The 22391-nt window shown below is 35.3% G+C and carries 18 protein-coding genes; 12 read left to right on the top strand and 6 right to left on the bottom strand.

All coding sequences use genetic code 11. The features are described from left to right. Positions 1-293: 293 nt before the first annotated feature. Positions 294-1295, top strand: coding sequence for a family 16 glycoside hydrolase (locus AB0A59_RS07720; RefSeq protein ID WP_458747491.1), 1002 nt, complete (start codon positions 294-296; stop codon positions 1293-1295). 1322 nt (positions 1296-2617) lie between these two features. Next, complete coding sequence (locus AB0A59_RS07715) at positions 2618-3010, top strand: hypothetical protein (protein WP_458747490.1); 393 nt, start codon at positions 2618-2620, stop codon at positions 3008-3010. Here AB0A59_RS07715 and AB0A59_RS07710 read toward each other — a convergent pair. From AB0A59_RS07710 to AB0A59_RS07685, 6 genes are all read right to left on the bottom strand, one after another. Further along, complete coding sequence (locus tag AB0A59_RS07710; RefSeq protein WP_458747489.1) at positions 3007-3345, bottom strand: hypothetical protein; 339 nt, start codon at positions 3343-3345, stop codon at positions 3007-3009. The genes AB0A59_RS07715 and AB0A59_RS07710 overlap by 4 nt on opposite strands. A gap of 137 nt (positions 3346-3482) precedes the next feature. Then, positions 3483-4817 carry a hypothetical protein gene (locus AB0A59_RS07705; RefSeq protein WP_458747488.1) on the bottom strand — a complete coding sequence of 445 codons (1335 nt, stop codon included), beginning with the start codon at positions 4815-4817 and terminating at the stop codon, positions 3483-3485. Between the two features lie 61 nt (positions 4818-4878). After that, positions 4879-6660 carry a lysine--tRNA ligase gene (lysS, locus tag AB0A59_RS07700; RefSeq protein WP_458747487.1) on the bottom strand — a complete coding sequence of 594 codons (1782 nt, stop codon included), beginning with the start codon at positions 6658-6660 and terminating at the stop codon, positions 4879-4881. Further along, a complete protein-coding gene (locus AB0A59_RS07695; RefSeq protein ID WP_458747486.1) occupies positions 6632-8620 on the bottom strand; it encodes a tRNA uridine(34) 5-carboxymethylaminomethyl modification radical SAM/GNAT enzyme Elp3 in 1989 nt (662 codons plus the stop codon). The genes lysS and AB0A59_RS07695 overlap by 29 nt, the downstream gene beginning before the upstream one ends. A gap of 437 nt (positions 8621-9057) precedes the next feature. After that, entirely contained in the window at positions 9058-10149 is a 1092-nt protein-coding gene (purM, locus tag AB0A59_RS07690) for a phosphoribosylformylglycinamidine cyclo-ligase (RefSeq protein WP_458747485.1), read from the bottom strand. 77 nt (positions 10150-10226) lie between these two features. After that, the gene (locus tag AB0A59_RS07685; protein ID WP_458747484.1) at positions 10227-11411 is read right to left on the bottom strand and encodes a citrate/2-methylcitrate synthase; all 1185 of its coding nucleotides are present in this window, start codon (positions 11409-11411) and stop codon (positions 10227-10229) included. Between the two features lie 128 nt (positions 11412-11539). On the opposite strand from AB0A59_RS07685, the gene AB0A59_RS07680 reads away from it, so the two are divergent. The 10 genes from AB0A59_RS07680 to aroC all read left to right on the top strand — a co-directional run bounded on the left by AB0A59_RS07680 (position 11540) and on the right by aroC (position 22390). Next, positions 11540-12349 carry an NAD+ synthase gene (locus tag AB0A59_RS07680; protein WP_458747582.1) on the top strand — a complete coding sequence of 270 codons (810 nt, stop codon included), beginning with the start codon at positions 11540-11542 and terminating at the stop codon, positions 12347-12349. A 77-nt stretch (positions 12350-12426) separates the two neighbouring features. Further along, positions 12427-13218 (top strand): 2-amino-3,7-dideoxy-D-threo-hept-6-ulosonate synthase, encoded by a 792-nt coding sequence (locus tag AB0A59_RS07675; protein ID WP_458747483.1) that lies wholly within the window; start codon positions 12427-12429, stop codon positions 13216-13218. Continuing rightward, positions 13181-14368: a 3-dehydroquinate synthase II gene (locus tag AB0A59_RS07670; protein ID WP_458747482.1), complete on the top strand. Its 1188-nt coding sequence runs from the start codon at positions 13181-13183 to the stop codon at positions 14366-14368. Before AB0A59_RS07675 ends, AB0A59_RS07670 begins: the two co-directional genes overlap by 38 nt. A gap of 190 nt (positions 14369-14558) precedes the next feature. Continuing rightward, positions 14559-15338, top strand: coding sequence for a DNA-methyltransferase (locus tag AB0A59_RS07665; RefSeq protein WP_458747481.1), 780 nt, complete (start codon positions 14559-14561; stop codon positions 15336-15338). Between the two features lie 102 nt (positions 15339-15440). After that, positions 15441-16241 (top strand): twin-arginine translocase subunit TatC, encoded by an 801-nt coding sequence (gene tatC, locus AB0A59_RS07660; RefSeq protein ID WP_458747480.1) that lies wholly within the window; start codon positions 15441-15443, stop codon positions 16239-16241. A 67-nt stretch (positions 16242-16308) separates the two neighbouring features. Then, positions 16309-17031: a type I 3-dehydroquinate dehydratase gene (gene aroD / locus AB0A59_RS07655; RefSeq protein ID WP_458747479.1), complete on the top strand. Its 723-nt coding sequence runs from the start codon at positions 16309-16311 to the stop codon at positions 17029-17031. Between the two features lie 570 nt (positions 17032-17601). Beyond that, a complete protein-coding gene (locus AB0A59_RS07650) occupies positions 17602-18501 on the top strand; it encodes a shikimate dehydrogenase (protein WP_458747478.1) in 900 nt (299 codons plus the stop codon). A gap of 1 nt (position 18502) precedes the next feature. Continuing rightward, positions 18503-19348 (top strand): shikimate kinase, encoded by an 846-nt coding sequence (locus AB0A59_RS07645; RefSeq protein WP_458747477.1) that lies wholly within the window; start codon positions 18503-18505, stop codon positions 19346-19348. A 363-nt stretch (positions 19349-19711) separates the two neighbouring features. Continuing rightward, positions 19712-21178 (top strand): 3-phosphoshikimate 1-carboxyvinyltransferase, encoded by a 1467-nt coding sequence (locus tag AB0A59_RS07640; RefSeq protein ID WP_458747476.1) that lies wholly within the window; start codon positions 19712-19714, stop codon positions 21176-21178. Between the two features lie 102 nt (positions 21179-21280). After that, positions 21281-22390, top strand: coding sequence for a chorismate synthase (gene aroC / locus AB0A59_RS07635; RefSeq protein WP_458747475.1), 1110 nt, complete (start codon positions 21281-21283; stop codon positions 22388-22390). Position 22391: the final 1 nt, after the last annotated feature.

The raw sequence follows: 22391 nt of genomic DNA, 5'->3' as shown, positions 1-22391 counted from the left end.
TCTTAAATAATTTATTTCGAATAATCAAACAGGAATTTAATGATTCAAATCAATATGGATTATTAAAACGAAATGCCAAATAGGAAACGATGACCTTAAAGTTAAACTACAACCCATAGAAATAATATATTTTACTGATCTAGTGAACAAGATTACGAAATCTGGGTACATATTCATATTATTGTGAATAGATGGGTTTCCTCTAAATTCGATCAATTTCATTGCTATTACAATTGTTCAATCAAAAAAAACGGAATTATAAGCATTTCAAAATAATTCAAATGGTCGGAATCTTGGCAGCGATTTTAATGTTGGTTCCAATTTTAGGAATACCTACAGACAATACCACCTACTCTAGTACATCATCTTCTATGTATGACAATATTCAGAAAAAATTTGATAATCTATTGCCATTTAAAGTACCTCAACTAGATAAAGAAGAGAAAACTGATTCTCAAAGTAATGATGATACTGAAGACCAATCTACTGAGAAAAAATTTGATAATCTATTGCCATTTAAAATATCTCCACTAGGTGAGAAAATACCACTTGAATTACCTCCACTAGATGAAGACTTTCCATTTGAAGTGCCTCAACTAGATAAAGAAGAGAAAACTGATTCTCAATCCGCTCAGATGGCTGCCACCGCTGATACCTCTTGCACAGCGAGTTTGATTGATAAATTTCATTACCCCCAATACTTGTTGCGCGAAGGTCATACATCACCAAACGGAGAGTGGAAGAATGTTTACTCCGGTTATGGGTCAACAGGAGTACATGAAGCCTCACAGAGGGTCAATTTTTGGTTGAATCCACAAGCTTCTACTAGCGCATCTGAAACACATGCTGCATTGGTAATGTCTAACGATATATTTTGCAATTTTTCAATGCAAACCGATATAAATACTGCAAAACAATTGCGACAAAACTCCCCCGCTAATACATGGGAAGTGGGTTGGTTATTCTTTAGGTACTCAGATACATTTCACTATTACTGGCTATTAGTAAAACCAAACGGAATTGAGCTTGGAAAGAAAGATTGTGACACCTGCACAAATCCTGTGGATGGTCAAAAATTCCTAGTAACAAAGTCCTCTCCAACGTTGAAGATAAATACTTGGAACAACGTCAAGATCGATATGATTGGCAATAACATCAAGGTGTACTGGAATGGAAACTTGGTGATAGATTATATTGATACAACCATGTCTCCAAAGTTGGCCTCGGGCGCAATAGCAATGTATTCGGAGGATGCGTATGTAAAATACGACAACATGAATGTCTCTCCAAAGTAACCCTTTTTCTTTAATATTGCACTCAAATCTAAAGCATTGGGGATCGAATCCAGATATACTGCTCGCATCTTGTTACATCTTCTGATACTATTGTCATTTTCCTCCACATGAGTTATCTCATATATCGAATCGACTTGAGCGAGCGGCAACTCTTTAAGACACCATAAATGTTAGAGAAGGGGTGATTGCTCTTCGCTTAATCTAAGCGATGGTAGTCTTATGCAGCCACCGAAATTACCAGTAATGACTCTATAATCGAACCATGAGTCCAAAACACTGCCGATTTTATTCTTTCCACAATACGAGTGGGCCCTGTTCACTTAACGATAAGCCTATAGCTTGAATATTCTCTATCTTCTAAATGATTAACAGAAACAGAACATCATCATAGTATGTATGCTTTCGTCTATATTTGTATTTTTTAGGCTTATCCTTAAGTCAAACCTCCGAAGGACTTGTTTTCTATATCAAACGATACCATGTTTTATTAGCTAAAAAATGGAACTTGATTCAAAATACCATCCAACTAAGCCGTCAAGTCGTAGAAGGAAGATATCACAGAGTATGTTGTTGATGAGACACTAATCAAAGTTAGTTCTGAATTTATCTTGCTAGGGATAGTAATAGAGCCAGAAAATCTGCAAATTCTCGCACCAACATACCCAAAAAAAGAGACATGTTAATAGCAGAAGGATTCATTGCGATTTAGTCAGATCCATGGGAAACATCCTGTATCAGCGGATGGTGGAACTTTATTCACAAGTTTGTAGATTTCTGAAACTAGATCATCACGCACATTTCTCTTTAGAGAACAGCCTTATCGAAAGAAATGACAATGCAGTATATCAAGAACAACACTGAAATTTTCGACGATTATTTTCCTTGCATGTTGAAGAATTGTAAACTAAGGCCTGTAAGAAATTGGCTACAACTATTATTAGGCATCAGAACAGGAAGTAGAGGCCGTTAAGTGAAAAGAGCCACTATCCCGTCGATAGATCTTAAAAAACGGCAGCAGCAGTTAAAAAGATCATTCTATTTATACTTTAATGATAATCTATTATACGAACTGATTTTAAAAGTCGGCACACGCATCAGTAAAAGTGGGGTCAAGGTAATTCCATAGTCAGCCGGCCTCACTTTTGCTTTTTCTCCTTCAAACAGTGCGTCAGGTTTTTACTATAGGGAGAGATAAAATTTCTTCGTAGCACGTCTATAGGTTGAAAGAAATAATGTCTCTGCTTGCTAAAAGAGTCAGCTTTTAGCAATATTTGCAAAGGTAAATATGCTGGTATGGCATTGCAATTTAGTCGGTGAATATATTGATCAAGGATGCTAAATTAAACTATAAAGCCATTTATGATTATATTATAGGGCTAGACCAAAATATCCGATTCATAGGAGTTATAGATGATATGGGTAGGCTAGTATATGGTGGAATGAGACCCGGAAAAATATCATTGGAATCTGAAACAGAATCTATTAAAATTTTTATGGAGTTTGCTTTAATTTCAAAATTACATACTGATTTTGACTCTACATTAGGAGAAGTAGTTTATTCTCTTACAGTAAGAAAAAAAATTAAAATGCTATCTTTTCCAATCACAGGAGGACATATTGTTAGACTCTCCCTTGAGAAAGAAGCAGATCATGAAAAAATAGCCAATGCCATTCTTATCTACCTTAGTGCATTAAACAATAAATCCAGCCTCTAGGTATTCATTTTACCTTCATAACTCTGGATAATTAAGTCAATAGCCTTCTTTTCATCTAAGCACTGTTCTCGAAATTCGGAGTATAGCCCCTCAAGTTTCAAACTTTCAAGCCAATCATCCATTTTTTTAAAAAAAGAAATGTAGTTATCTAGCTGGTCGGTAAACGATTTGCTATTATCGGGCCTATCAAGATTTGAGAAATAATTTAAAATAGATAGTTGAAAGTAGAGCCTGTTTAGTCTCAATTCAGCAAAAAATTTTCTATAATGAATAATCCTTTCTTCCTTTGATTCTAATGCGATATCAGAAATAGACGGTAGTTTGATATCTCTCATGATAGAAGTTAAAAACCGCATAAAATATATTATTTTATTATTTTATTATATATCTCAAAAACTCAAAAAAACTTCAATTGATCTTTTCATCCAGCAGTGTTAAACAGGAATGCTGTGTGTCAGTAGCCGTCGTCCTGTCATTTATGATTTGTAAAATACTGATGAAAACGATAATAAGCACCTTTATACATTGAAGATATAACCCACTCTAGCCAAAGTCCTAAAAGTCCACCAATAACGGATAGTAGTATTATTATCATAAAGTAGTCGACAAATATTTGAACAAACACTTTGAATACCAAGTTCTGGTAAACTAAATAACCATAAAGTTGTTCATTAAGTATATAGGTATTGAGTGGGAAGCAAATCGTAACAGATGAAATGCTAAGAATTAAAGCATAGAAAATATACAATTTTTTATTGGTATGTTCTTTTACATCTCCTCCTCCTGCTCCTGCTGCCGCTGCTTCTGCTCCTGAACTATGTGACTCAATTAGAGCATTCCTTTTGGTAAATCTTTTATTTTTTATTTGCATTTTATTAATTAGATAAATTACTGCAAATGGTATTATATTTAGTATATAATACCAAGAATAATAAACCAGAAATGGATTTGAAAGGATCTGGGTCAAAAGCATGATTACTATATAGAAACTTCCTACTAAAAGGACCATTTCTTCAAATCCTCGATAATTTTTTAGAACTCTTATAAAAAAGCAAGAAAGCAAAATTGGGAAACCAAGACTATAGACAAAAAAAGCAATTAATGGATCTGGGTTGTAGTTGTAATATTGGGTTTCTGAAAATGGTAGCGAAAAAAAATATATAAATCCAGATAAAATCATCAGAATAAAAGAGAGATTAAGAAAAAGCTGAAATCTAATAAGGGTTAATCCTTTGTTACCCAAGTTGGTTGCCTGATTTGCCATAATATCAAGTTTCTCATAATCGTTTCTAGCGTTGCCCGCGCCGCGACGATGATGATAGGTGGGCTCTATAATCCCCACTGATTTACCTCTTTTTGCTCTCTCCCTCCCTATGGTTAAATCAATTAACTTGTTTGTTATTCTTAGGTTACCCAATCCTACTATCAACCATCCAGTCAACAACGTAATGTGAGGTGGACTAAGAAGACCATCCAGGCCAAATTTGAGATGCCATGAGAAATCAAACGGACCTGCCGCAAGGATTAAACCAGCACCTAATAGAATAACGCAATTATCTTTTCTAGTTGGATTTTTATTTAAAATATTTATTCTAAAATTAATAAAAAAAATACTGATTACTATTAAAATTCCCGTATATACTAGGGTATGTGGATATGAGAAAAAACTTTCTGGCTGGCTCAAAATATGAAATGTTATATCCCAACTGCCACCAGAAAATGAGATAATTAATCCAATCACTATGATAAAATTTTGATACTCATAAAGGATATCCCTAAGAAATTTAATTGATGAAATAGTTGACATGATTATTCCTCTTCTTCTTCCTATCGTTCATATTGAATTTTGATTGATGGTTAATTGTTTTCTAACGTCCAGAGCAAGTTCTTTTCTCTATTGCTTTTACTACATTTTCTATGCCAAGGTCTACAATATAGTTCCCAAGCCTTGGACCTTTTTCTGCGTTTATTAGAATCTTATATAATAACCTGAATATCTCTTTAGGCTGGAGATTACTGCTTTTAGCATTATTGAAAATTATAGTTTGTACATCTTGGGCCAAATCGTCGTCATTTTGGACTATCGTGTCTTTGGTCTTGTTATTATTGCTTGCTGCCAAATTTGTCAAATCCTTCACTATTTTGAATATTACTTCTTGCTGAGCACTGTTCATTCCAACTTTTTCATTTCCTCTTTGAGTATCATTCTCTACGCTCTGGCCTTCGCCTTCAGCTTCTGCTGATAAGCTGTTGAAATCTCTTACCCAGTTCATAGCAAGAGTTATCCTATCAGTTAGATCCTTTTTATTGATGTCTTCTTCTTTTACGAGCTGATATTTCTTTAGCCTATCAAAAATAGTATTTACGAGTAGATTGGATTCCTCAATTTGGTTTTTAAATAAATTTGCCTGTTGAATCAGGATCCTATATGGTATGTGCACAGAATCGGAATCATCAGCTGGTGGATGAAGGTTATTGATATATTCATAGACCCCGTTCATTTTCAACCGTTTACTATCATTTGGCTCTTTTATTTTTGCAAAGAAAATATCTTCAAATAAATCGTACTCATCCATAAGCGCAGGTATATCATCAATACCTACATGTCTAGTTCCTGAAATTCTTTTATATAGTAATAGTAGTAGTGATTTAGGTGATCCGTATTTTAGCCACATTTGTGGAGTTAAAACATTTCCAGCAGATTTGCTTATTTTCTTACCGCCCTTATCTAAAAACATTTCATACTTTGCATGTAAGGGATGATTGAATTTCAATATTTCTTCAGAAACCCAATCATTTATTTTTACCGAGTCCATGATGTCCTTGCCGAAGGCTTCAAACTTAATATCAAAGGCTTGCCAACGTGCGGCAAATTCAACCTTCCAGGCTAATTTTCCAGTTCCGCTAGATATCTTGACTTGACCTGTGTGCCCGCACCCTTGAATCAATTTTTTTCCAATCGTGTTACCGGTACATGAATAAGTCACTACCCTCTCATTTTCTAAATAATCAATCGTGTTAGCCACATAGAGTCTATTACAATTCTCACAAATGGGAAAGTAAGGAAGAAATTTGAGATATTTTTGCTGACCTGTAGATTCCGAAATCTTGTCACCAATTAATTTACTATTTGAAAGAATGGTATGAGTGGGCTCTGTTAGTATCCCACTCTTGTATGTTTCGGTCCCACTTTTAAATGTGTACTTTATTCCTGCGGAATCTAAACCTTCTAATAGTAAACTACTCATGTGTTGACCATATGATTCATGACAATCACCAAATGGATCGGGTATAGCAGATACTGGTTTACATATATGATTTTCCAGCCATTTAGGTAGCCCAGCCGGTACCTTCCTTAATCCGTCATAGTCATCTGAAAAGGCTATCAGTTCTGATGAGTAACCTAGATTCTGTAATGCTAAGGAAATTCCATATGCCCTCACAGCGTCTCCCATGCTTCCAATATGAGGAATTCCAGATGCCCCTAATCCACTTTCGACTTTAATATTTGTTGTTGACCTACCGAGTTTTTTTTCTCGTTCGACTACAGTAAAAGCAATTTTATCAATCCAGGTACCTTTGCCAATTATATTTTCTTCAGCAGCACTACTCATATATGCTCTATAATAATTTTGTAACATACGGACCATTATTAGTATATCCAAATTTCCTATAATAATCTCGAGTCCCTACTGCACTAATCACTGATATTTTTCTCAAACCATACTCTTCTTTGCAGATTCTTTCGGCTTCGGCAAGCAAACTTCGACCTAGGCCCTTATGTTGATATTTGACTTGATTATCATTAAGAATCGAATGTCCATTATGATCATCAATAATAGTATTAGTTGTTGAAGTAGTATGATCACTTCTGCTTTGATTATTTTCATAGATGCTCTTTGCATTTTTAAATGGCGTATCGTCGAATGTAGATGTAGGGTAAAAATTTTGTTTCATTTTGTGCTGTTGTTCGCCTACCTTTACAACAGAACCGTAAACATGCAGCTCTCGCACAATAGCAGAACTATAGGGTTTAACTAAATAACCAGACGCTTCGTTGTTACGGAATCCTGCCTTAGAGTCAGGCCTAACTTGTTGTTGTTGTTGTTGTTGTTGTTGTTGTAGTTCTTCTCTTAGTGGATCGGACATGATTCGCAGCCTCAAAAAGCCTAACAGGAGCATCCTATCTTTTAATTCAAAAGATAAGAAAATTTCTTTACCTCTAGATGCATTATACTCTGTTCTAAACAACAAAACATCGTCCTTTGAAAATTCTACCTTATCTTCATAAAGTCCAATCTCCCTGCAACGGATACATTTACACTTTATTCCTTGTCTTTTTAATTCATCTAATACTAGTTGTCTAATATTTCCCATTTTAGGACCTGATATAATATCAGGAGCTTCTATCTCTCTCTGTATCCTCATGATTCTTACCCATGGGGGGATGTTTTTCTTAATTTCTACTAATAGTTTTACCAATTCATTTGTAGAATAACTCTTGTATTTTTCTTCATTATATAGCTTATATAGTCCAGTATTTCGTACCACAAGGGTGGGATAGATTTTTAACATATCGGGTTTTAACCTCTCGTCGTCAAACAATTTCTTTGAATTATTCAAATCTTGATCATAAGAAGAACCTGGTAATCCGGGCATCATATGGGCCCCAATCTTATAACCGCAATTGCGAGCCTCATAAAAAGCTCTATAGACATCTTGAATGGTATGACCGCGATTAACCATTTTAAGAACGGTATCATCTAGTGTTTGCACTCCCACCTCAATTCTTGTTGTTCCTAGTTCCAGCATTAAATTGATATGCTCCATTTTGCAATAGTCAGGTTTTGTCTCTATAGTGAGACCAACACATCTTACAAAAGCCGATTCATTTTGGACCTTTGATTTACTAAGTGATAGTAAAAGAGAATTGATCTTATATTTTCTCTGGACTTCAAAATTGCTTGTAGGAAGCTTTGTGATTTCGTCTTGGTTATTAGAATATTTAAAAGCTGATTGGACTGAAGTATCTTCGAATTTAATCGAATTTAGAGCGTCATAACATCTTTTAATAAAATAAATTTGATAATCTTGAGGATAAAAAGGAAACGTACCACCAACTATAACTAATTCAGCTTTACTAACTTCATGACCCCCTTCCATCAAACGCATTATCTTGTGACGAACCTGTTCATAAGAATCATATTTCACTCTTTGAGCGAATTTGGTAGAGGGCTCAGTCCCAATATAGCTAAGTGGAGTATCATACTCCTTTCCGCCCGGGCAGTAAATACATTTCCCATGAGGACAATCATAAGGCATAGGCATAACTGTAATAACAGCAATTCCTGACTGAGTTTTCACAGGCTTTTTCCTTAAAATTCTTTTATATTGACTAGATATTGGAATAAATCGGTTTATTTCAGAATATTTAGGGATACTGGGTAACTTGTATTGAGAAGATTTTGATTTTATTAGTTTATTTATCTCACTAATCTTCATCAAATCCCTACCTTCATTTCTAGATAAGATATCATTAGCTATTTCCTTGCATATCTGCTGATATCGGCTATCATTTTTAGCATTGAATCGAGATGCATTGGCATACAATCCTGTTAATGTCCTCTCTGAAAATCTATCTATTATTTCTTCTAAATATCTCTTACTACTTTTTTGAAAAATTACTGTCTATCTTGCAAGCAATCAACAAAGAGCGGGTGGTCGTCAAAGTGGATAAGTTATGAAATCAACATCAACAGCTAGAAACATGGACAAATCTCAGATAAATATAAAGTGAAACATATTAAAATTACAAGTAAATTTCATTCTTTTTATTACCAACTGATGTAATACGTGCTTTACGCCCTCAAAAAATAATTTATTTCTATCAAGTCTCTTAATAACAAAATCCATAGAGCAAAGAATCTATATCAATTATTATATATATAATAATTCACAATATACTATTCAATGTAGTGGTGTATGTCAAGACCATCTTTTCTTACAAATATGACCATGCTAAGAAAATAGTATACTCGATTTGGTATCTAAATTTGAAATTTTTTGATTCCATTATTATCTGATGATTTAATAAATGAATTTCCTGTTCCGTTACCTCGAACTTTACCAACAATTTTGCATTCCATTTTCTCGTGCTTTATGGTTTCAATAATTTCGTCTGCAGATTCCCTGGCTGCTATTATACAAAAGCCTACTCCCATGTTAAAAGTCCTATACATTTCTTTTTCTGAAATATTTCCATCTGTCATGATTTGTCTAAATATGCCATTAATAGAGGGCATATTATCCAAAATGTAATCAACAGTTTCATTTAGTCTTTTTAGTTTTGTAAATGCACCTCCAGTAATATGTGCAAGCCCGTGTATCCTTGATGCAAATTTTTCAACTAATTTCAGAATAACATTTGAATAAATAGAGGTAGGTGTTAATAGTTCAGCTCCTACTGACTTATTGATAAATTCGGTTTTATCGTTAGTATCGTGCTTTTTTAGCAAAACTTCTCTTGCAAGAGTTAGTCCATTTGAATGAATTCCAGAACTCTTTATGCCTATTATTATATCCCCCTGTCTAATTTTGTTCCCAAGTATCATTTTCTTCTTATTTTCTAAAATCCCTAGAATCATTCCCGCAAGGTCAAAATTATGACCTTCCTTTTGTCCAGTTATAATATCAGGAAGAATAGCGGTTTCTCCGCCAACTATCGCTACGTTTGACATACTAGCTCCCTTCACTAGACCTTTGGTAATCTCCTTTAGTAAACTGTCATTACTTTTTTCTAAGGCTATGTAAGATAAGTATGCTACAGGAGTAGCTCCTAAGCAAACAGTGTCATTAACGTTCATGGCGATACAATCGATACCAATAGTATTGTACTTGTTCATGGCTTGAGCTACCAAAATCTTTGATCCAACACCATCGGTGTGCAATGTCATTATTTTTTTTTCAAATTCTATTAGTCCGGCATAATGACCAAATCCAGAAACTACTTTACCTTTTTTTGGTAAAAAGCGAGTAGGCAGTATAATTTTACCAATTGAGTTTTGAATCGACCTTATCTTATCTACGTCTATCCCAACATCACTATATTTGACATGGTTCTTGCTTGACGACGACTTCAACGAATGAATTAAGGAAATTTGACGGTCCTTATAAATTTAAGAGGCCGATACTTTCTAATCTGATTAAATATCTCTACTTATACTGGAGCATTCTGAGTTTTTCTGTTTATGAGACTAACATATTCACATCCCATCGGGCCGCAGTATCTACCTACATATACTGCCTTTGGTCTATAAAGTGCTGGCTTCGGGGCGGCCTCAGCAAATTTCTCTTCAATAATATGAGCATTCCATCCAGCTATTCTAGATATAGCAAATATGGGTGTATTTAGATCGATTGGAATTCCTAGGCTATAGTATAATGAGGCACTATACAAATCAACGTTAGGATAAATCAACATTTTCTTTGTCTGATACATGACTTTTTTTGTGACTTGTTCAATTTTTTCGGTAATATCAAACCATTTTGTATCCTTTTCTTTAGAAATTGCTCTAGAAAGAGTTGCGAGGACTTCTGATCTTGGATCAGTTGTTCTATAAACCGCGTGCCCCATCCCCATCACTCGAGCACCTTTTGCTAATCTTTCTTTGACCCATTTTTCAACATTATTTACATCATGAATTTCAAGCAGCATTTTCATAACTTGTATATTAGCACCACCATGGAGTTCCCCGGATAAGGCTCCCACCGCACCCCCTATGCTTGCATATATACTTGCACGTGTTGATGCAATCTCCCGAGCAGCAAAGGTTGAAGCATTAAAACTATGCTCAGCGTGTAATATTAGACTTATATCGAATATTTTAGAAATCTCGTGGTTTGGGTGTTCTCCCCTTAGCATATACAGAAAATTATGTGCATGGGAGTTATCGTCAAGAGGTTTTACTACATCTTGTTTGTTCCTAATCCTATCCCATGCTGCAACAATAGTAGGAATCTTTGCAATTAATGAAATAGCCCTCTCAATATTGGCGTTTTTCCCCTCATCTAGTCTATTGCGGTCGTAATCGGCCAAGTCTAATATGGAAGACTGTAAAACATCCATTGGATGTGCTGAAATAGGTTTATTTTTCATATTCTTGGTAACTGAATCCGGGATTCCCCGTGATTCATTTAACTTTGAGTTAAATTCCTCAAGCTCCTCTTTTATAGGTAAATCTCCAAACAGCAAGAGAAACGCTGTTTCTTCATAAGTGGAATGATTAGCCAAGTCAAGTATATCGTACCCTCTATAAATTAATTTCCCATTTTCACCATCAATTGAGCATATCTTAGTGTCCGCTACCTCGATATTTCTTAATCCTATGTTGCGTGTATCCAATGACTTTAATTCTATTATTGATTCAGCATATTAAAATAATTCTATTTATTCACAGTTAGCTCTCTTTTTTAGTGATCTCTTAATCTAGAATAAAGCCGATGCTAATAATATAACAAAATTAATATGATATTTCTAATAAGACTTCAAATTCAATGAACTTTGAATTAGTTAGCCAGGTAATCATGGATTTCATAAAAAAAGAAACTGAAGCTAGAAAATCAAGAGGAGTCATCCTGGGAATCTCTGGAGGTATAGATTCCACCGTGCTGGCATATTTGGCAACAAGAGCAATTGGATCAGCAAATGTAAAGGGATTGATATTACCCGACGAATCTGTAACCCCCTCAGATGATATCGAAGATGCTCTCACAATATGTTCAAACTTAAAAATAGATTATGAAAAAATATCTATCAATAAACCAAAGGATAGTTTCTTAGAAATAATCAAAGACGATAATAATGTACTGTTGTCTGGAAACCTGGTTGCTAGAATCAGAATGTGTATTTTATATTATTATTCAGGCCAGATGGGAAAGCTGGTATTGGGATCGTCAAATAAGACCGAACTAATGCTTGGTTATTTTACAAAATTCGGAGATGGGGCTGCAGATTTGCTTCCTCTCGGTGACTTGTACAAGACCCAATTGTTTGGATTAGCAAAGTATCTTGATATCCCTAAAACCGTTACAGAAAAGAAAAGTAGTGCAAGATTATGGGCGGACCAATTCACCGAGGACGAGCTGGGTTTGCCATTCGTACAATTGGATAGAATTCTGCAATACTTCGAAGCAGATGCTAATGTAAGTCATGACAACGAAAAGGTTATCATTAAAGAATTGCCAGAGATCCCTTTAGAGGCCATTCAAAAGGTTCAACGGAGAATAGCACACAATCAGCATAAACTAGCATTTCCACCTATTTGTAAGATTTCAAAATGAAATTATTAATAAATAAGACTAATTTCTAGATAATTAACCATATCACTTTTAAATAGGTTTACAATTTTTCTTGTACTATGGTCCTTGGGAAAGAAATACGACTCAATCGTATATTGAAGAAGGGAAAAATGTTGTGTATCCCGCTTGACCACGGAATAAGCAGTGGTCCATTAAGAGGGATTCAGAATATCACAGAATTGATAAGCCAAACACAAGATTCGGGTTTGACTTGTTTCCTACTAAATAAGGGGATCATAAAATCTCTCCCTGCACCCCCTTCCATAGGTTTGATTGCTCACATGTCCGCTGCTACATCCCTTGGCCCAGATCCAAACAACAAGGTCTTGATGGGCTCGGTGAAAGAAGCAATAAAACTGGGGGCCGATGCTGTTTCTTTGCATATTAATATAGGCTCCAAAGAAGAGCCAAACATGTTGTACAAGATTGGTCAAGTTGCTGATGAATGCAATGAGTGGAACGTGCCATTAATTGCGATGATGTACCCTCGTGGTGACAATATTTCAAACCCACACGACCCTGCCATCGTAGCCCATACTGCTCGTATAGGTGCTGAGGCAGGAGCAGATATAGTGAAGACTGTTTATACGGGAGATGTGGATACATTTAGAGAAGTCGTAAAATCTTGTCCTGTGCCTATTGTAATTGCAGGTGGCCCAAAATCTAATACCGATATGGAAATATTGCAAATGTGTCAAGAAGCTATGAGAGCAGGGGCAATCGGGGTAACTTTTGGTAGAAATATTTTTCAACATAATAATCCAAATGAAATAATAAAAGCCCTGCATGCTATTATAATAGAGAACAAGCACTATGGTAGAATCAAATCCTCAAAAGACAGAAGAAAGTAAGGATAAGAAAAAAGCCAAGAAAATAATACTAAAGCCGTTATTTTATTCTAATTCAGACCTATCAAGTATCCCTGCTTTAGCTGGTAAAAGTGAACTTGATGAATTTAATAGCCTCATTAGCAAAACAAAAGACAAAATAGATTTGATTTATATCGATCCTTCAGAGGATATTGATGGTCTGGCCGAAAATTCAACTAAAATTAAATCTATTTTCAATTCCATGGACGCGGATTATATAATTGCTGAATCCAAGCAACAACTCGAGAAACTCAGTGTAAAACATCCTCCTACAGGAACTAAAATAGGAGTTTTCAGAAAGGTTACCAGCAACCAAGATATTGATGAAATAAAGCGATTAATAGATGTATTTCATCTGTCATTCGTGATTATAGATTTGGATGATTGGAGGATAATACCTCTTGAAAACATTATAGCTTCCCTTCAAAATACCGGAACCGAGATCTTTGCTGTCGCAAAATCAATAGAGGAAGTTGAAACTCTGTTTACTGTATTAGAATTGGGGGTAGACGGAGTACCGATGTCGACAAATAGTGAAGACGAAATAATTAGGGCGAGAAATATAATTAGTAATTCATCTTTTCAAATAAAAATTGCAGAAATAAAAGAGATCCTGGATATAGGAATGGGAGAAAGAGTTTGCATAGACACTGTATCTATGCTTTCTGAGGGGGAAGGAATGCTGGTTGGAAACAAATCGAATTTTTTATTCTTGATTCACAATGAATCGATAGGATCATCATTTACATCACCTCGACCTTTTAGAGTCAATGCGGGCGCAGTACATTGCTACACTATAACTCCAGATGGAACCACCAAGTATTTGTCTGAGCTTGAATCTGGTAGCCAAGTATTAATAGTGAACACTAAGGGAGAGGCAAGAATGGTCGGCGTTGGGAGAGCTAAGATAGAATCTAGACCGTTACGACTATTTAGAGCTGCAGTTAATGATGACGAAATGGGAACTATTATAGTTCAGAATGCTGAAACCATCAGATTTTTGAATGAGAAGAGTCAAATTTTGCCGGTTACCCATGCAAAACCTGGTGATAAAATATTGGTTTATTCCATTCCGTTAATAGGCAGACATTTTGGTATGGAGGTTTCAAATGAATACATTTTGGAGAAATGACAAATTAGTTCTGAAATTTTTGTTAAATCTTTTTATCAATCAGTATAAATTTTTAGAGTAATGTGATTATGGACCTTATTCAAAACCTGAATTTGTGTTAATCAGGTCCGAATCTTTATACGATAAAATTATGCTAGGAAACTGTGAAAAGGTATTAAAAAATGTTCCCTCTGGGAGTATCCAATTGACTGTGACTTCCCCCCCTTATGGTAATGCAATAGACTATGATTTACATGCCTCTAAAAAAAATACGCAGTATTATAGAGGAATCCAAAAGATTAGTTTAGACGAATATTTGGAAAATATGGTTACTATCTTTAATGATCAAGTATATCGTGTAACCAAAGAAGGTGGCTATTGCTGTATAGTCATAGCCAATGAGGTTGTAAATGGGACCTTAATCCCGTTGCCCCATTTGTTATTGTCCAGATTAGTGGCACCCGGTGGAAACTGGAATCTCCATGAGGAAATAATCTGGCACAAGGTAACTGGTGGAACTAATAGGTATGGTTCTTTTGTCATAAACCCATATCCTAAATACTATCGGGCAAATATCATGCATGAATTCATTTTAGTATTAAGAAAGGGTGATGTGAAGAGTGGCAGGAACCAAAGAAGAGAAATCCTACCGGCTACACATGAGGAATGGACCAAAGAGATAGCAAATTCTGTATGGCATATAGCACCCGTACCACCCGGATATATCGAACATCCATGTCCTTTTCCCGAGGAAATACCCTATCGTCTGCTTAAAATTTACTCCTATAAAGGAGATATTATCCTCGATCCATTCAATGGAAGTGGCCAAACTACCAAAGTGGCTTACAATCTTAATAGACATTTTCTAGGAATAGACGTAAAGCAGGAATATGTTGACCTGGCAAAAAAAAGGATCGTAAATGAGGACTTACATATTAGACCTGAAGCCCTTATAGCCAACTGGAAGAAAATAGCTTCTCATGTGGTATAATTAAGTCCTAAACCCTTTAGTAAACTATGCATTTTCAACCAATCTCAGATTAAGCATAGTTTATATTTTTTTTCCTTTTTTTGGTACTAGAGTCTAAGGTAAATGGCACCTGGTGATATGCTATTCATTGATCATGTAAAGGAATTACGGAATCGGTTTTTGAGGGTAATCGTCATTACCATAGCGATAATGATCTTTTGTACTGTTTTTGGTATTCACTTGGTTACTGTCAATAACTATTCTTTCTATTTTTTCATGCCGACAGTCTATAATAACATTGCTAGCCAGGCGACATTGTTCTTAAGCAAAAGCCTGATCCCACCGGGTGTCGAGTTGATTCAAACAGCACCAGGACAATCTCTTTATGCGCAAATTTACGTTGCGATTCTAATTTCAATTTCTTGTTCAATCCCATTGGTTGTCAGAGAAGTTTTTGGCTTCATTAGCCCTGCCATGTCTTTCACAAGCAGGAAAAAGGCATTTCTTATATTCCTACTTCCCACTACAGGTCTTTTCATATGCGGGATGGTTTTCTCCTTTTATTTAGCTATTCCCATCACCCTATCCTTCTTGTATCAATATGGGCAATCTATTGGTGTCCTTACATTCCTAAACATCTCAGATTTCATTAATTTTGTTTTACAGTTTTTCATAGCATTTGGGATTTCATTTCAATTACCGCTTGTTATGGCTATTCTTTCAGCTAGTGGTCTTGTCAACATCCAATTTTGGATAAAGAATTTTAAGTATGCGGTGTTGATAATAATCATTTTCGGTGCTATAATAACCCCCGATGGCAGTGGAATAACAATGTGGTTTATTTCAATTCCAATGTTGCTTTTATATGTGATTGGGATAGCAATAATAAAATTAAGAGCAAGCAACAAGATAGATGTTCAATAAATCCATATGGTATCTAATTAGGCAGAAAGACATAAAAATATCGTTTTAGTTCTTTATTTATCTAATCTTGTCTTCAAGTAGAAAACTATGTGCATCGATACCCGTTACAAATGATGTTCATAGTAATGAAGATTTGCTGCTAACAGTAAATAAGATAGATGAAGCGCTAACTAAAGGAGTAGATATCATTGAGTGTCGATTTGATTATCTTAATAGTTTTGAAAATCTAGATCGTTATCTGGATATATTATCCAGATATAAGGACAAATGTATTTATACTATCAGGCCCGAGAATGAAGGCGGTCAATTTTCAAATGATCCTAAAAAAAGAGCTGAAATAATAACTAAATTTATGCAGAGAAAACCACTCTTTGTAGATATCGAATACAAATTGATTTATAATAACGACTTTATCGCGGATTTGGTTGAAAATGAAAACACACCAATTTTGATAAGTTGGCATAATTTTTCACATACTCCTAAATTTGACGAGCTTATAGAGCAGGTGAAAAAAATGCGAGTTTACAGCTCATATATAAAAATAGCCACTACTGCTACGGCTATCGACGATTCAATCAAAATTTTAGGGATATACCAAACAATCGATAGTCACATTAACTTGGTTGCTTTCGCAATGGGTGAAATGGGTGTATTAAGTAGGGTATTGTGCACGGTGATAGGTGACGCCCCATTTACTTATGCGTCGGTTGGGGCACCTCTAGCACCAGGTCAATTGTCGATAGACCAAATGAAGTCAATTTATGAGTTGTTTAAAAGTAAATTGGTTTGACATACAAAACAACGGATTGGAAATTTTTTGACCATATGCTATTTGCTATTTCACTAAATTCTAACTTATCGTCATCACCACTACAATTAACATTCCCGAATTTAATTTAGTTATGCTTACTGGTTTCATTACTCTGAGAATTACCTTGACAAACTTCTGTGGAGAAAACAAGAGTCAAGTATATTAGAGAAGTTTAATAGAATGATACTTATTATAGAATTGCTTTATTGAGATATTCGACAAGAAGAATGCTATCGTTTATAAAAATCACTTCCTGTTAGGTACAAAATTAAAATAGGATTGCTGAATAATACTAGACTCTCCTACAATATTTATAATACGCAGTATCTGCTTATGATATCTAATAAGATATTGATGATCGATGCTGATTTAGCTTTGAAAAGTTGGTAAAACAAATTAAATTGGAAAACTACTGGATAAGATAGATTGCCAGAAATCGACTTGAGAAAAAATTCGTCAGGTCCTGACCTGTAAAATAATGACAGAATCACGATTCTTTTGATTAAGCACTTTAGAATAAATATGCTTTAAAAACTATTCTGGATAGTCATGAGTAGTCATAGTGTGGATACATCTAATGAACAAGTAGCCGCCGTAGATACTTCTTCAAAAACATTTTGTATCATAGGAGATCCGGTGGAACATTCATTGTCCCCTTTAATGCATAATGCTGCTTTTAAGTATTTGAATTTAAATTATTCATACATTGCGTTTAAAGTAAAGTTAGACGAATTGAAAGAATCAGTAGAATCACTACGTGATATTAAAGTGGCAGGGTTCAATGTCACTATTCCGCACAAGGTAGAAATCTCAAAATATCTGGACAAATTAAGTGATGAGGCTTCATTGGCCGGGGCGGTCAATACAGTTAAGAATGAAAACGGCACTCTTGTGGGCCATAATACAGATATTAATGGGGTAATGGCTCCCATTGAAGAAAGATTATCAGATTTTGAAGGTTTGGAAATTTTAATTCTTGGGGCAGGCGGTTCAAGTAGAGCCGCTTTAGTAGGCTTATCGAGAAAAAAGAGTATAAAATCAGTATTTGTCGTCAATAGGGATCAGCATAAACTGTCTAAAGTCATTGAATTGGGAAAAGCTATGGGATTAAATTGTATTGCCATGGATTATTCTGATCAGGAAAAATTATCTCGAATCTCATCACAATGTAAATTGATTATTAATACTACCTCAGTAGGTCTAAAAAACGAAAAAAGCCTTGTAAGCTCTGAATCAATACACAATGAATCAATAGTTTTTGACATTATTTACAGACCGGTTATGACTAATCTATTAGAGTGTGCAAAAAGGGCCAATGCAAAGGTCATTTTTGGATACGAGATGTTACTAAATCAAGGCTTTAAATCATTTGAAATATGGACAGGATTGGAAGCACCAAAGGATATTATGAAAAAGGCTATACTTGGTATATTTGGTGAACCCAAGTAGGATGAAAAATTCTTCTGCCTCTGTTACTATGTTTGGTGCTGTATCTATCGTAAATGCCATTGCAACTGGCAAGGGTTGTACTTTTGGTATTTCGCAAAAAGTCAAGGTAAAAATATCCCTTGAACCAGGCCATTATGGAATATCCAGAAATTTTGTAAATGATAAGTTGGTAAATAAGATAGTTAAAAGCATACTACCAGCGAGCGTTTTAAAAAATCATTTCATATCTATCAACCTGGTTTCTGAAATACCTGCCGGCTGGGGCTTAAAAAGCTCTAGTGCGGTATCAAATGCCATATCTCTTGCATGTTACAAATTATTGAGTGATCAGATCTATGACAGGGACGTACTAAATACCGCAGTTAATTCATCTCTATGGGCAAAGGTGAGCATGACAGGGGCATTTGATGATGCTTGTGCATGCTACTATGGAGGAGTAATATTGACTGATAATCACTATAAGAAAATAATAAAGAGAGACACTGTAAATAACGATCTTGCTGTTGTAATTTACCTGCCTGCAGGTGTTGCTAGAGGTGAGGTTCCCAAGCTAAGAATTCATAAAGACTTGTTTAATCATGCCTTCAGGTTAGCCCTAAAAGGGGATTATTGGAAAGCAATGAATCTAAACGGTGTCCTAATAAACTCTGTACTTTACAATAATTACGCACCCATGATTAGTGCCCTCGAAAACCATTGCTTAGGTATTAGCCATTCAGGAAATGGGCCAGCTATTGCTGCGATACTGTATAAGGACAATGTTGAAAATTTTGTAAATTCAATGAAAAAATTTGATGGTAAAATAATCCTAGCAAAAGCTAATAATACCAAAGCGATAGTTGAATAATTAAGTTTGAATATCAGATCCTAGATCTGAACTTTTACCATTTGATATCGTATTTAAATCGAGATTAGAGATAAGTATAATGAAAAGATGGATGGTCTTAATAAATGTTGTAAGGATATCCATTTCAATATCTTATCCATATGATGTGGTGTTATAGCGTAGTTCAAGGATAGGCAAGATTGACCATCATTTTTTATTTTCAGGAGATGTGGAGAAATCCAACCTGGTGTGTTATTTGATATGGTCAAAGTTTTAATAAATTCCTATTACCAGCAGGATCTTAGGGGCTTGACTACTAACAATAGCAATATTGATATTAATTTTCTGTGAATAATATAACAGGTCATTTGCGTGGATATAAAAGTGAAAAAATCCCAACTATGCGGCGAGGTTGTTTGTCCTCCAAGCAAAAGTTATAGTCACCGAGCTATAATGATATCAAGCCTTGCTTTAGGTAAATCCCATATAGAGAACGTACTCTTTTCTAGAGACACCCTTGCATCGATAGAATGTGTTCAAATGCTAGGGGTAAGCGTAAATCCCTTGAATAAAAAGTCTGATTATCGTTTGGAGCCTAATAGCTATGGACCAATGAATTACTCAACAAATACTTTTAGCGAGCCAAAACGTGGAGGCGATAATCTGGTGGAAGCAGAGAATATTATAGTGGAAAGTAATGGAGGAAGAAGAGGTTTTAAGACACCTGAAGATGTGCTGTCTGCTGACAATTCAGGCACTACCATTAGAATGGCTACATCAATGTGTTCTTTGGTAAATGACGGCTATAGTATTTTAACAGGCGATAAAAGCCTTCGAAAAAGACCCATGGGTGATCTTATAAAATCGTTAAATCAGCTGGGAGTTAATTGTTTTTCAACCAACAACAACTACTTTCCCCCGCTTGTTGTGAAGGGTGGAGGTATTCAAGGAGGAACTACGCAGATTAGAGGAGACATTTCTAGCCAATTTATATCGTCAATCCTTCTTTCTGGAATCTATTCTAAAAGGCCAATTACAATTCAAGTTTTAGGCAACCAAGTTTCCAAACCATATATAGATTCAACAATATTTATGATAAAAAAATTTGGTGTTAAAGTGGAAAATTTGCCAAACGAACTATTCTCTAGTCATTGGGCAGATGGCACAAAGGTATCGAGAAATTCCAAACTAGATGAAACAATCTCAGAGGAATACCGCCTACCAGTCGATAACGACTACAAACCCCAAACCATACGAGTACCGGGGGATTTTTCAACTGCAGCATTGCTAATATCCGCTGCTATAATGTCAGAAGGTGTGTTGTCGATAAAGAATTTGGATTTTACAATGCCACAGGGAGATATGGAGATAATCAATATTATCCAACAAATGGGAGGCAGAATCGAGATCGACAAAAATAAGGGAGTAGCTAAAATAGATGGATCAACGAAACTTGTTGGTGGGAATTTTAACTTGGTTGGCACCCCTGATTTACTTCCGGTAGTAGCAATCTTGTCACTAAAGGCCAAGAATAAGACAACAATTACTGGGGTGTCGCATGCAAGATATAAAGAAACTGACAGGGTCTCTAACATTTCATCTCAACTGACAAAATTTGGAGCTCAGGTAAAAGAAGACAATGATTCAATCACTGTGCTTCCACCAGAGAAATTAAAAAGTGCTGTAATCAATTCTTTTGACGATCACAGACTTTTCATGGCTTTTACTATAGCAGGCTTATCTACAGAAAACACTATTATTGACAGTGCGGATTCAGTTGATGTATCTTTTCCAAATTTCATAAATGAGTTGAAAGGAATTGGAGCTCAAATAGAGTTTTTGTTCACTTGAAGTTATCGAGTATGGCTTTGTAAGCAATAAAAATAGATTAATTATATGCAGGAAAAATATTAAAAATAATAATATATTAGAATTACAACTTAAAATTTATTCATGCCTTCAAATACACTTGGGAATCACTTTACTGTGTCAAGTTTTGGTGAAAGTCATGGCAAATGCATAGGAGCTATTATAGATGGCTGTCCAGCAGGACTACAGCTATCGGAGGCAGATGTTCAGCCACTACTTGATTTAAGGAAGCCGGGACAATCAATCATAACCACTCAAAGAAAAGAAACGGATACAGTCGAAATTCTTTCAGGTGTCTTCAATGGATTCACGACTGGTGCTCCGATTTGTATGATTATTTGGAACAAAGATTCTGATTCGCGTTCATATGATGAATTCATGTCAAAACCTAGGCCAGGCCACGCGGATTATACTGCTTATCTGAAATATGGTGGTTTTAATGACTATAGGGGAAGCGGACGTTTTTCAGGCAGATTAACAGCTACTATAGTGATGGGTGGTGCAATAGCCTTGAAAATATTAAAGAATATTTTAAATATTGATATAATAAGTTACACAAAATCAATTGGCGATATAAGTGTGGAATTAGCTGACATACCTTTTGACACACTTTCTGGAAACAGATATTTAAATGATGTACGTTGCCCTAATCAGGAAACAGCGGAGAGAATGAAAGATTTGATAATATCTGCTCGAAAAGATGGTGATTCATTAGGAGGTATAATCGAATGCATAATACGAGGCGCACCGGTAGGATTAGGAGAGCCGATTTTTGAATCGATAGAATCGGAGATATCAAAAGGTATTTTTAGTATTCCTGCAGTAAAAGGTCTTGAATTTGGATCGGGATTTAGAGGTTCCACCACGAAGGGTTCTGAAAATAATGACTCATTTGTGATTGATAAATCCACTGGTAACATTATTACGAATACAAACAAATCTGGGGGAATATTGGGTGGGATCACTGATGGAATGCCTATAGTATTTAGGGTTGCATTCAAACCCGCTGCTTCTATTTCACGACCCCAGAAGACTGTAAATTTGAAGGATATGACTGAATCTCAATTGATTGTAACAGGTAGACATGATCCATGTGTAGTTCCCAGAGCCCCTCCTGTAGTAGATAGCATCGCTGCCATCGTTTTATTAGATTGTTGCTCTAAATCTAATTTGATACCAAGAGTAGTACATTAGA

The organism is Candidatus Nitrosocosmicus sp. T, from assembly GCF_054408485.1.
This window is presented reverse-complemented; position numbering and strand designations above follow the sequence as displayed.

Excerpts from the sequence above, each read along its gene's own strand:
- lysS (WP_458747487.1), bottom strand. The coding sequence starts at position 6,660 with ATGGTCCGTATGTTACAAAATTATTATAGAGCATATATGAGTAGTGCT.
- AB0A59_RS07650 (WP_458747478.1), top strand. The coding sequence starts at position 17,602 with ATGAGTAGTCATAGTGTGGATACATCTAATGAACAAGTAGCCGCCGTA.
- AB0A59_RS07670 (WP_458747482.1), top strand. The coding sequence starts at position 13,181 with ATGGTAGAATCAAATCCTCAAAAGACAGAAGAAAGTAAGGATAAGAAA.
- tatC (WP_458747480.1), top strand. The coding sequence starts at position 15,441 with ATGGCACCTGGTGATATGCTATTCATTGATCATGTAAAGGAATTACGG.
- AB0A59_RS07710 (WP_458747489.1), bottom strand. The coding sequence starts at position 3,345 with ATGAGAGATATCAAACTACCGTCTATTTCTGATATCGCATTAGAATCA.
- aroC (WP_458747475.1), top strand. The coding sequence starts at position 21,281 with ATGCCTTCAAATACACTTGGGAATCACTTTACTGTGTCAAGTTTTGGT.
- AB0A59_RS07645 (WP_458747477.1), top strand. The coding sequence starts at position 18,503 with ATGAAAAATTCTTCTGCCTCTGTTACTATGTTTGGTGCTGTATCTATC.
- AB0A59_RS07675 (WP_458747483.1), top strand. The coding sequence starts at position 12,427 with ATGGTCCTTGGGAAAGAAATACGACTCAATCGTATATTGAAGAAGGGA.
- AB0A59_RS07705 (WP_458747488.1), bottom strand. The coding sequence starts at position 4,817 with ATGTCAACTATTTCATCAATTAAATTTCTTAGGGATATCCTTTATGAG.